Origin of the sequence: Saccharopolyspora sp. NPDC047091 (genome assembly GCF_040643635.1) — a bacterium.
Lineage (GTDB): Bacteria > Actinomycetota > Actinomycetes > Mycobacteriales > Pseudonocardiaceae > Saccharopolyspora_C.
The window spans coordinates 1-11,046 of sequence record NZ_JBEYUS010000115.1 but is presented as its reverse complement, the minus strand read 5'-3'; the positions used below and the strand labels follow the sequence as shown (position 1 = coordinate 11,046).

Below are 11,046 nucleotides of genomic sequence, written 5' to 3'. Positions count from 1 at the left end.
CCGGTCGTGGTGCTCGCGGTCGTGCTGCACAACGTGCTCGGCGTCGGGCTGGGGTACGTGGCCGCCCGGGTGGCGGGGATCGACGAGGCGGGGCGTCGGGCGATCGCGCTGGAGGTGGGGATGCAGAACTCCGGTCTGGCGGCGAGCCTGGCGTCGACGTACTTCTCGCCGGTCGCGGCGCTGCCCGGCGCGATCTTCTCGGTGTGGCACAACATCTCCGGCTCGCTGGTCGCCGGCTACTGGTCCCGCAGGCCCGCCGTCGCCGCCGGGAAGCAGGAACGGGAGAGCGCGCACGACGCGTGAGGCCGAGCGGTGCACCGCGCCGAACGGTCCGGGGCAGCGGCGCGGTTCGTGCCGATTCCGCGACGGCCGCGCAGTGCGGTCGCCGCGGTGGGCCGATTTTCCCGTTTCGGGCGCTCGCGCCAGGTGTCCTAGCAGGACGGCATGGTCGGCCGAGCCGCTGCCCCGCATTCCCCGCCGTGGTCGAGCAACACGGGAACGAACGCATCCCCCGAGGCCGACCGGACGGTGGCACCGCTCGACCTGGTCCGGCTGAGCTTCGTTGGCGTGAACGCGTGCTCGGCGCCTTCCCGGTCCTGTTCGGACCGTCGTTCTGACCGGGGCGGCCGCGCTGCTGCTGGGACTCGTGGTCGGAGCGCCGGCGCTGTGCCCGACGGCCGTGTTCGGGCCGGTGAACGGGACCACCGACGCCGTGTCCTCTTCCGCGAACTTCGGAATGCGCGGATGGTCGGCCCGTTCCTGGCGCCGCCGGCCGCGGCCGCGTTCTTCTCGATCTCGGTCTGCGGGGGTTGCCCCGGTCGGCGCTGCGTCCCGGTTTCGGCGTGCCCGCGTCCGCGTTCGCCCCCGCCCACGGGGTGTTCCCGGTGCCGGAGCGCCCGATCGGATCAAGCGCGGCATCGGTGCGGTGGTGGCGTCCGACTAGGTGCGGCGGCACCTGCCGCGGGGAGCTGGGGCCTCCCGTCGTGGATCGACCGTCCACGGCCGATGGCACTCGTCGGGGCCGGCTCGTCCGGAGCCGCCCAGCGAGTCGCGGGTCGGGCTCGCGCGAGCACGGCACCGGCCGCCGCCGACGCCACGCGGTGCCCGGCTTCAGGTGCCGTGGGTGGCGCGGATGCCTGCGAGCACCACGGTGATCACCCGGACGGCGTCGGCACGGGTGAACGCGCGGGCGCCGCGGGTGACGAACAGCTGGACGGGCCCGGCGAGCAGCTCGGCGAGGAAGGAGCTCTCGACCGGGGGCAGCTCGCCGCGTTCGACCGCCACCTCCAGGCGGTGGCCGAGCACGCTGAGGCGTCGGTCGAAGACCTCGTCGACGACGGCCCGCAGTTCGGGGTTCTCCCGAGCCGAGGCGACCACGTTCAGCAGCGCCCGCCCTTGCGGGCTCGCGGTGGCGGCGGCGAGGGATTCGAGGAAGTCGGCGAGGTCGGCGTCGACGTCGCCCGAATCGTGCAGGGGCGCGGCATCGGCTCCGAAGGTGGCGAGCGCGTCGGCGACCAGCGCGTCGCGGTCGGGCCAATTGCGGTAGACGCTGGTCTTGTTCACCTCGGCGAGCTCGGCGACCTGGTCGTAGCGCAGTCCGCCGATCCCGTCGCGGGCGATCAGCTCGGCGGCCGCCTCCAGGACCCGGCGCCGCACCCGGGCGGTTCGCCCGCCAGGGCGGCGGACCGGTGCGCGCGAACGTCCCTCCTCGGCCACGGGCGGCAGCCTACAGCGGCTGCGCCGCGCGCAACCGCGCGTTGCGCGCCTCGATGGCCTCCCAGCTGGCGGGGACGACGAGGTCCGCCCCGCCGCGCGCGAACTCCTGGGCCGCCGTCGCGTGCGGGCGCTGCCGCCGCTCGTAGGCGGTGAAGGCCGCCTCCAGGTCGTCGCCGTGCCTGCCGAGCTCGTCGGCGAGTAGCCACGCCCCGAGCAGGGCCAGCGAAGTGCCGCGTCCGGCCATCGGAGTCGCGCAGTGCGCGGCGTCGCCGATCAGCACGACCCGTCCCCGGTGCCAGCTCGGCAGGTGGATCTGGGCGATCGCGTCGAAGTAGAGCTCGGGGTCGTGCCGGGCGGCCTCGATCAGTTCGGGGACCTTCCAGTCCTCGACCCCGGCGAAGGCCTCGGCCAGGATGCGTCGCTGGGCGGCCAGGTCGTGGTGGTCGTGGTCGATCGGGTCGGACCGGAACTCGAAGATCGCCAGCGCCTCGTCGCGGTAGCGGGCCACCCCCGCGAAGCGCCCCGGCAGGTTGAGGATCTCCGTCACGCGCGCGTCGCCGGACGCCGCGTGGCTGGGAGCGGCCCCGATCGCGACGTACACGCCGAGCGGCTCGGTGAACCGCTCCTCCGGGCCGAACACCAGCCTGCGCACCGCGGAGTGCACCCCGTCGGCGCCGACGACGACGTCGTAGCTCGCCGCACGGCCGGAGGTGAACGTGACGGCGACCCGATCCCCGTCGTCGACCAGCGTCGCGATGGACTCCTCGAACCGCAGGTCGACCTGCTCCGGCAACGCCTGCCGCAGGACGTCCATGAGGTCCTCGCGGGGGAGTTCGACGTCATCGTCGGTCTCGTTGATCTCCTGCACCGCCAGGGAGGCGACCGGCGCACCGGACCGGTCGACGAACGTCGTCCGCTCGGTCATCGTGATCCGCCGTTCGCGCACCGCGTCCAGGATGCCCATCCGCTCGGCCGTGTCGAGCGCTTCGCCGCGCACGTCGATGGGGGAGCCGTTGACGCGCAGGTGGTTCGACCGCTCGACGACCTCCACCTCGTGCCCGGCGCGCGCCAGGTCGATGCCCGCGCACAGCCCCGCCACTCCCGCGCCGCTGACCAGGATCTTCATCGTGCCTCCTCCTGATTGAACTGCTAAAGCAACTGTACGTTGCTTTTAGGTGGGCCGCACCGACCGGCCTCGACGTGCTCCGGGGACGAGGGGGCGGCCACCTGATCGGCCGAGACCGTCACCCGGATGAACTGCGCGAAGACGTGCTCCACCGCTCCGACGAGAGCGGGGGTCGCCCAGCCGAGGTCGGTACCGAGACGGGGGCCGAGGCGCTCGCCCCGCCGCCCGGTTCACCGGCGAACCGCCGACGACCGCCCCGGACGACCCGCGCCGGTCCGTGCTCGGAACCCGGAACCGACTCGGCGAGCCCGACCCGATGCCGGGACGTGGTGCAGCTCCCCGAGCGAAGCCGGGATTCCGTCGGAACGCCCGACAGCGCGGAACGAGCCACGAATCGTCGTCCCCGTCCGCCCGAGAACGCCCGCTGTCCAAGGGTTTCCGGCAGGAAGAACGCGTTGCCGAGAGCTGCGCCGTCCGCGTGATGCGACGAGGTGACTCGTTCGGTGGCTGACGCTCGGGCGCGCACCGCAAGACAGTTGGGGCGCACCGTTGATCACCCGCCGTGATGAGAGGGGCCTGCCGATGCGGACGCCCGAGCCGTACGTGCTCGATCCGGATGCGACCGACATCCACGCCGAAGCCGCGCGGGTGCGCGAGCGGGGCCCGGTCGCGCAGGTGCTGCTACCGGGGGACGTCGTCGCCTGGTCGGTGTCGGATCCGGCGGTGCTGCGGCGGTTGCTGACCGACCCGCGGGTGTCGAAGGACCCGTACCGGCACTGGCCGGCGTGGATCAGCGGTGCGGTCTCCGCGGAGTGGTCGATGGTGGCCTGGGTCGCCCGGCAGGACATGCTCACCGCCTACGGTGCCGAGCACCGCCGGTTGCGCTCGCTGGTGTCGAAGGCCTTCACGGCCCGCCGCGTCGAGTCGATGCGCCCGTGGATCGAACGGCTCGTCGCGGAACTCCTCGACGAGGTGGCCGAGGTAGGCGCGGAGGTCGTCGATCTCCGCGCGCGGTTCTGCTACCCGCTGCCCATCGAGGTGATCTGCCGGCTGGTCGGAGTGCCCGACGGCGAGCCGCGCGCGGAGCTGCGGCGCATCACCGAGGTCTTCGTCTCCACCACGGCCGAATCCGGCGCCGACGCCGCTGCTTTCGCGGATGGGCGGAAGGTGTTCGCGGAGCTCGTCGAGGCGAGGCGGCGGGCTCCGGGGGACGACCTCACGAGCGCGCTGATCGCGATCCGCGACGAGAACGATTCGCGGCTCTCCGCCGAAGAACTGGTCGACACGCTGCTCCTGGTCGTCGGTGCCGGGCACGAGACGACCTCCAACCACCTCGACCACGCGATCGCCGCCCTGCTCACCCATCCCGACCAGCTCGCGCGGGTCCGGTCCGGCGAGCGGGGCTGGGACGACGTGATCGAGGAGGCGCTGCGCTGGCAGCCGCCGATCTCGGTGATGCCGCTGCGCTACGCCGTCGAGGACATCCCCGTCGGCGACGTGACGATCGCCGCAGGCGACCCGATCCTGGCCGCGTTCGGCAGCGCCAACCGGTGCCCGCGGCCCGGCCAGGACCTCGACGGCTTCGACATCACCCGCGAAGACAAGGAACACCTGACCTTCGGTCACGGCACGCACTTCTGCCTCGGCTCGTCGCTGGCCCGGCTGGAATCGGCCCTCGCGCTCCCCGCCCTGTTCGCCCGCTACCCGGACCTGGCGCTCGCGATCCCGGCGGCGGACCTGCGACCCGTCCGGTCCTTCATCTCCAACGGCCACCGCGAGCTCCCCGTCCACTTGGGACGGTCGTCGCGATGAACTGCGCGGCGGATGGGCGCACGGCCGGAAGGAACGGGTTTCCGAACGGCGCCCATCATCGCGACTCCGGGCGCAGAGCTCAGCCCGCCCGACCCCGTGTTCGGAAGAACGACTGCGGGCAAAGTCTTCGAGATCGGCGTCGAGAGGAGGACGAACGTGCACGCACCACGTGAGCCGAAGCAGCCAGCCTCGACGCCCGCCCGCCACGCCGCAGCACGGCGACCGGATCAACAGCGCCGCGCCGGCCACCCGCCCGCCCGAACCGTTCAGGCAGTGGCCGGAACCTGAACCGGTGGACCGATTCCTCGGAGTGGGCGCCAGAACTGGGGGAGGCGCTCGAAATACTCCGAAGTGGCCGAGCTGAGCAAGTTCCGGCGAGCGATGAACAAGCTCCGTCCGCGCCGTTGAGCCCGGTGCGGTCGAGCGGCATTGGCGAGGTCGCGATCGGCCCGAGCGGCGACGGCACCGGATCGGTTCTCGGGTGGAGCACGATCGACGGGAGCCCGGCCCATGATCCGTCCGTCGTGGGCCCCGGCCCGGGGCCCACCCGCCGCTCGGCGCGCGATCAATCGAGGACGTGCGCGGCGAGCGCGTCGAGCATCCGTTGGTCCGCCGCCTGCGAGCGCCGCTCGTCCGGAGTGCCCGGGTAGGTGTCGAACAGGACGTGCGTCGCACCGAGCTCCGCGAGCCCATCGAGGTCCCGGCGAACCTGGTCGAGCGTGCCCTGCCCCGCCAGCCGCGTGTCGTCGTCCAGCTCGGAATCGGTGAGCAGCAAGGGAAGTCGCGGCGCGAAGCCGGGCACCGCACGACCCGCGTCCGCAGCGGCCCGGCGCAGCGCCGGGACGCCCTCGTCGCGCAGCCACGGGACCCGCTGGTTGTACGGGTGCCACGCGTCGCCGAACCGCACCGCCCGCCGGATCGCCGCGTGCCCGTTGCCGCCCACCCACAGCGGGGGAGGGGTGGCCGGGAGCGGACCGGTGGACACGTCGTCGAAGGACACGAACTCGCCGTGGAACGACAGCGTTTCCTCGACCCACGCCAGGGTCAGGACCTCCAGGTACTCGTCGGTCATCCGGCCGCGGCGCTCGAACGGCAGCCCCAGCGCCTCGAACTCCTGGCGCGCCCACCCGATCCCCGCCCCGAACAGGAACCGGCCACCGCTGAACCGGTCGATGTTCGCGGTCACGCGCGCCGTGTGCAGCGGATGGCGGTACGGCACGATCGCGACCGTCGTGCCGAGCTGGATCCGCTCGGTCTGCGCGGCGAGCCAGGCGAGCGTGGTGAACGGGTCGTAGAACGGCGCCGGGTACGGCTCGGCCGCGTCCGGCGTGATCGCGACGTGGTCGGAGATCATCGCGAAGCCGAACCCGCGATCCTCCGCGTACCGGGCCCATCCGAGCAGCGACGACGGGTCCGTCTCCGCCCCGAAGTTCAGAATGTTCACGCCGAATCGCACCCTCGACTCCTCCTGCTCGTGGATCTCCGCCAGTGCCCCCACACTGTCGTCCACACGCGGTTCCGTCCAGCGGCCCAGGCAGGAGCGAGATGGGCGGCCACCGCGCTTGCGGCGACACCCGAAGTCGGGCGCCGAGCTGCGCAGGATCCGCCGAGCTGCGGGCGGTCGGTTGCGGCGCCGGTGCAGCGGACTCCGTTGTCCGAGGCCACCCGAGTTCCCGGTACCGCTGCACCGGATCGCATCGCCGAGGCTCGGCCTGCCGTTGGTCGACGCCCCGACGCCCCGACGCCCCGACGCCCCGACGCCCCGACGCCCCGACGCCCGACGGTCTCGCCGCTCCCAGCGCGGAATCGGGGCGTTCGAGCCGGACATCGGCGCCGCCCGCAGCACCCGCACGACCGGATTCCGCACTCTCTTCCGGCCCCCTGCGACGTGCGCCGTCGCGGCGGCTGCCGGACCTGAGCGGCGTTCAGCGCGGGAGTTCGGTGCCCGCGAACCGGAGGCGCGGGAGATCGCCGGTGGTGCGAGCGTCGCCTGGTTGATCACGCACCGGACGACCCCCGCGCGTGCAGGTCGGTCAACCGCTCCAGGGCGGCGCGGAGACCGTCGTCCCCGGTGCCGCGAGCGCTGAGGTACCCGTCGGGGCGTACCAGGATCCAGTCCCCGTCGGCCGCGGCGAGCGCGTTCTGGACCGCGCCGTCGGGATCCCGCACGCCGCGGTCGGCCGCATCCGGCCGGGAGCGGCTGATCGGCACCGCGTCCAGCCAGTCCGGGAGTCCCTCCGGGACGACGCGATCCCGGCCGGTGGTGCCGGAATCCCCGGCGAAGACGAGCAGGTGCCAGGCCGGGGTTCGGAGCCGCGCGCGCAGCGCCGTCCAGCCTGCTGAGTGAGCATCGGCGGCCGAGATCTGGGTGAGCCGTTCGCCGGGCCGCGGACCGGCCCCCGACTCGTCGCCCGGCACCGTCAGCGGGCTGTCCGGGTAGGCGATGGCGAGACCCGACATGTTCCGGATGAGTCGGAGCATGAAGCCGTGATCGGAGTCCCGGGTGCCGCTGGTGGCGGTGTCGGCCATGGCGGTGTTCATGACCTCCCCGGTGGAGGCGAGCAGGGCCTGGCCGATGGGAACGCGCTCCGCGTCGTAGGAGTCGAGGAGGGTGGCGTCGGCGTCGCCTCGGACGACCATGGCCAGCTTCCACGCGAGGTTGTACGCGTCCTGGATGCCGGTGTTGAGCCCCTGCCCGGACGCGGGGGAATGGACGTGGGCGGCGTCCCCCGACACGAAGCACCGCCCGGCGCGCATCGCCGGCACCGCACGTTGCTGGATGGTGAACTTCGAGGCCCAGCTGGGGATGTCGACGCTCGTCTCGCGTCCCAGGACCCGGGACAACTTGGTGCTGAACCGCCGGGCGAGCTCTCCGGGATCGTCGGGCTCGCCTTCGCCGGTCGTGTCCAGCAGCCGCCACTTGCCGGGTTCTGGGAACGGGAACAGCATCAGCGGGCCGCCGCCCGGGAACAGCCAGTGGACGCCGTCCCGTTCCGGGCCGGTGCGCACGATCGCGTCGGCGATCAGCCAGGTGTGCGTGCTCTCGCCGGTCAGCGGCAGCTGGAGCGCCTTGCGGACGGTCGAGCGCCCGCCGTCGCAGCCCCACAGGTAGCGCGCGCGCACCGCGTCGGGCTCCGCGCCGGAGTCATCACCTCTGCGCAACACCGCCGTGACGCCGTCCTCGTCGGAGTGGAACGACTCCAGCCTGGTGTTCCACTCCGCCTCGACCCCGGCCGAAGCGGCATGCCCGCGCAGCACGCGTTCGGTGATCACCTGATCCACGTTGAACATGTACGGGAATCGCGTCGCCAAGTCGCCGAAGTCGAAGTCGACCCGGGACGCGCGGTCGCCCTGGTGGCGGATGAACGCGTTGACCCTCGTCCCGTGCGGGGCGATGTCCCCGAGGATTCCGAGCTGGTCGTAGATCTCCAGGCTGCGGGCGTGCGTGCCCAGGGCCCTGCTGGTCGTGGCCGGACCGGGTGCGGCATCCACCAGGCGCACCGACACTCCCCACCGGGCCAGCTGCAGTGCCGCCGTGAGTCCGACGGGGCCGGCCCCCGCGACGAGGACGTCGACATCGCGATTCGTCATGTATCCCACTCCTGTGTAAGCTATGCTGACACTGATGCTAGCCCACGAATGCGAGGCCCGCCGACGATGAGCGCTGAAGAGCACGCGGGACCGAATCCGCCCCTGCTCGCACTCCTGCAACGCGGAGTCCGGTGGTTCTCCGACGAGCTGCTGGAGCGCCTGGAGGCCGCGGGAGTGGACCCCATCACGCCCGCGCACGCGGCCGTGCTCGCGCACCTGGACCGCGACACGCCGCTGAGCACCGCCGAACTCGCGCGTCGTGCGGGTGTCACCCGCCAGACGATGCATCGTGCCGTCAAGCAACTGCTCGGCGAAGGTCTGCTGACGAGCACGCCGGGGTCCGGTTTTCCGCGCAGTGCCCTCATCGGACTCACCGACGCGGGGTGTCGTCGTCGGGACGTCGCCTCCGGAATCCTGCGCGACCTGGAACGGGTTCTGGAGGACGAGCTCGGACCAGCGGCGCTGGCTGAGCTGCGCGACGGCCTGACCCGGGCGTGGTCGCGGTGATGAGCAGCTGAGGTCGGAGTCCGGGCTCCGGCCGAGGTTCAGCCGGTCCAGCCCCGGCCCCGCAGGCGCGACGGGTGGCCGGAGCAGCATCGAGGCCTGTCGAGTGCCGGCCCACGAGATCGCCCTCAGCCGGTGATCACGACCGGGCAGACCGAGTCGCCGGCCGGGCGGAACCGAGAAGCGATCCGGTGAGGCCTGCACTCGAGGCCGTAGTATCCAGCAAAGTGCTGTTGCTGGTTGCTCGGAGGTGCACGGCATGACCGACCGGATCGCGCGTCGTCCCGAGGCGGTGCCGCCGTCCGGTCCTCCGCCGCGCGATGTCGGCGGGCGCAACACCGTGGCCGGTCCTGTGCACCGCCGCGACGAACCTGGCGGACGGTGTCACGAAGATCGCGCCACCGCTGTCCTCGACGGGGTCGAGCAAGCCGACGCGCACGCCTGAACCTTCTCGGAGCAGCCCATGAAGCCCTGCGGCGGCGAGTCGAGCTCACCGGCCCGGCCCACTACGAGCCGGACGCTCACGCGGCCCGCGGTGGCGGCAACGGCCGGCATGCGTGAAGTGAATCGGACGATGCCGTGCAGCCCTCGGAACCCGCCGCTCGCCCCAAGCGCCCGGACACGTGGTGTTCACGCATCGCACCACGAAACGAGCGGGTTCGCGGGGGCGATGACGTGTCCGAGCGCCAGCGGAGCAGTCGGCAGTGTTCGAAGCCCTGTCCCCGCCACCCGAGGCCGCAGCTGATCCGACAACGCGTTGACCAGTGAGGAGAGTTCGCCATGTCCGCCGAGCCGTTCGAGGTCAGCATCACCGAAGCCGAGATCGCGGACCTGCGTGCACGATTGCGACGGACGCGGTGGCCCGAGCGCGAGCCGGTGGACGACTGGTCGCAGGGTGTGCCGCTGGCGTATGCGCAGGAGCTCTGCCGCAGCTGGGCCGAGGACTACGACTTCGGGTTCGCCGAACGGCTGAACGCGTTCCCGCAGTACCGCGACACGATCGACGGGCTGGGCATCCACTTCCTGCACGTCCGCTCGCCGGAGCCGGACGCGTTCCCGCTCGTGCTCACGCACGGGTGGCCCGGTTCGGTGCTCGAGTTCTCGGAGGTCCTCGGCCCGCTGACCGACCCGCGCGCGCACGGCGGTGACCCGGTGGACGCGTTCCACGTGGTCGCGCCGTCGTTGCCCGGCTACGGCTGGAGCGACAAGCCTTCGACGACCGGGTGGGAAGTCACGCGCACCGCACGCGCCTGGGACGCGTTGATGGTCTCGCTCGGCTACCGCCGGTACGGCGCGCAGGGCGGTGACTGGGGGTCGGCGGTGTCCGGCGCGCTGGGCGAAGTGGCACCCGAGCGGGTCGCCGGTGTCCACCTGAACCTGGGGTCCGTGGCGGCGGGCACGTTCGACGACCCGACGCCCGCCGAGCTGGCGAACCTCGAAGCGGAGAAGGAGTTCCAGCGCACCGGCCGGGGCTACTCGGCGATCCAGGCGACCCGGCCGCAGACGCTCGGCTACGGCCTCACCGATTCCCCGGCCGGGCAGGCCGCTTGGATCGCGGAGAAGTTCTGGGCGTGGACGGACAACGACGGCCATCCCGAGGACGCGTTGTCACGGCAGACGATCCTCGACGAGATCTCGGCCTACTGGTTCACCGCGTCGGCCACGTCGTCGGCGCGCCTGTACTGGGAGAGCTTCGCCCACTTCCGGGACGAGGTGACCGCGCCATCCGGGCTGTCGGTCTACCCGCGCGACATCACCCGCCCGTCGAGGCGGGAGGCCGAGCTGCGGTTCACCGACCTGCGCTGGTTCGAGGAGCTGCCGCACGGCGGCCACTTCGCCGCGCTGGAGCAGCCGGAGTCGCTGGTCGAGCAGGTGCGCGGATTCTTCCGCCAGTTCCGGTGATCGTCCGTGCCATTTCCCGAGGAGGCCGCGCGCAGGGGTTGGCCCTGTCCGTTCCTCGGATTCTCGGCAGACTAGGTTGTGGGGCGGTGCGATGCGCGAACGTCGTCCCGGTTACCGGATCGCAGCGCGCGGTCGCCCAGATGTCCGGTCCACGCGGGGGACAGTTCCCCGGTGAGCCGATCAAGATCGAGACATCGGAAACCTCCGAAGTCAAAGGGTCCAGCAACGGCGTGCTCGACTTCGAAGAACCGACCAAGATCATGAAAAGTGGGTCTTCGCAGTGTCCGACCTGCGAAGACCCTCTAGACCGTCGGGACGGCGGGATTCGAACCCACCCCCGTCGTCAGGAACGGGGGTGGGTTCGGTCATGAATCGCCTTCAGCCGGTCGACGGTC

The 11,046-nt window shown here is 72.2% G+C and carries 8 protein-coding genes and 1 pseudogene; 5 read left to right on the top strand and 4 right to left on the bottom strand.

Features of this window, described 5'->3' with window-relative positions:
• A pseudogene (locus ABZ805_RS28315) lies at positions 1-303 on the top strand (bile acid:sodium symporter family protein); the annotation flags it as partial.
• Positions 304-1,110: 807 nt separating this feature from the next.
• Here ABZ805_RS28315 and ABZ805_RS28310 read toward each other — a convergent pair.
• Positions 1,111-1,716 carry a TetR/AcrR family transcriptional regulator C-terminal ligand-binding domain-containing protein gene (locus ABZ805_RS28310; protein ID WP_358446685.1) on the bottom strand — a complete coding sequence of 202 codons (606 nt, stop codon included), beginning with the start codon at positions 1,714-1,716 and terminating at the stop codon, positions 1,111-1,113.
• A gap of 10 nt (positions 1,717-1,726) precedes the next feature.
• Positions 1,727-2,842, bottom strand: coding sequence for an FAD-dependent monooxygenase (locus ABZ805_RS28305; RefSeq protein ID WP_358446682.1), 1,116 nt, complete (start codon positions 2,840-2,842; stop codon positions 1,727-1,729).
• 582 nt (positions 2,843-3,424) lie between these two features.
• Between ABZ805_RS28305 and ABZ805_RS28300 the strand changes: the two genes are divergently transcribed.
• Entirely contained in the window at positions 3,425-4,654 is a 1,230-nt protein-coding gene (locus tag ABZ805_RS28300; RefSeq protein WP_358446680.1) for a cytochrome P450, read from the top strand.
• A 565-nt stretch (positions 4,655-5,219) separates the two neighbouring features.
• Here ABZ805_RS28300 and ABZ805_RS28295 read toward each other — a convergent pair.
• Positions 5,220-6,164: a TIGR03619 family F420-dependent LLM class oxidoreductase gene (locus ABZ805_RS28295; protein ID WP_358446677.1), complete on the bottom strand. Its 945-nt coding sequence runs from the start codon at positions 6,162-6,164 to the stop codon at positions 5,220-5,222.
• Between the two features lie 488 nt (positions 6,165-6,652).
• Positions 6,653-8,245 carry an FAD-dependent oxidoreductase gene (locus ABZ805_RS28290; RefSeq protein WP_358446675.1) on the bottom strand — a complete coding sequence of 531 codons (1,593 nt, stop codon included), beginning with the start codon at positions 8,243-8,245 and terminating at the stop codon, positions 6,653-6,655.
• Between the two features lie 66 nt (positions 8,246-8,311).
• Here ABZ805_RS28290 and ABZ805_RS28285 point away from each other — a divergent pair, with 66 nt between their 5' ends.
• From ABZ805_RS28285 to ABZ805_RS28275, 3 genes are all read left to right on the top strand, one after another.
• Positions 8,312-8,752: a MarR family winged helix-turn-helix transcriptional regulator gene (locus tag ABZ805_RS28285; protein WP_358446672.1), complete on the top strand. Its 441-nt coding sequence runs from the start codon at positions 8,312-8,314 to the stop codon at positions 8,750-8,752.
• 256 nt (positions 8,753-9,008) lie between these two features.
• Complete coding sequence (locus tag ABZ805_RS28280) at positions 9,009-9,194, top strand: hypothetical protein (protein WP_358446670.1); 186 nt, start codon at positions 9,009-9,011, stop codon at positions 9,192-9,194.
• 335 nt (positions 9,195-9,529) lie between these two features.
• Positions 9,530-10,651, top strand: coding sequence for an epoxide hydrolase family protein (locus ABZ805_RS28275; RefSeq protein ID WP_358446667.1), 1,122 nt, complete (start codon positions 9,530-9,532; stop codon positions 10,649-10,651).
• Positions 10,652-11,046 lie beyond the last annotated feature (395 nt).

Excerpts from the sequence above, each read along its gene's own strand:
- ABZ805_RS28305 (WP_358446682.1), bottom strand. The coding sequence starts at position 2,842 with ATGAAGATCCTGGTCAGCGGCGCGGGAGTGGCGGGGCTGTGCGCGGGC.
- ABZ805_RS28300 (WP_358446680.1), top strand. The coding sequence starts at position 3,425 with ATGCGGACGCCCGAGCCGTACGTGCTCGATCCGGATGCGACCGACATC.
- ABZ805_RS28290 (WP_358446675.1), bottom strand. The coding sequence starts at position 8,245 with ATGACGAATCGCGATGTCGACGTCCTCGTCGCGGGGGCCGGCCCCGTC.
- ABZ805_RS28285 (WP_358446672.1), top strand. The coding sequence starts at position 8,312 with ATGAGCGCTGAAGAGCACGCGGGACCGAATCCGCCCCTGCTCGCACTC.
- ABZ805_RS28280 (WP_358446670.1), top strand. The coding sequence starts at position 9,009 with ATGACCGACCGGATCGCGCGTCGTCCCGAGGCGGTGCCGCCGTCCGGT.
- ABZ805_RS28275 (WP_358446667.1), top strand. The coding sequence starts at position 9,530 with ATGTCCGCCGAGCCGTTCGAGGTCAGCATCACCGAAGCCGAGATCGCG.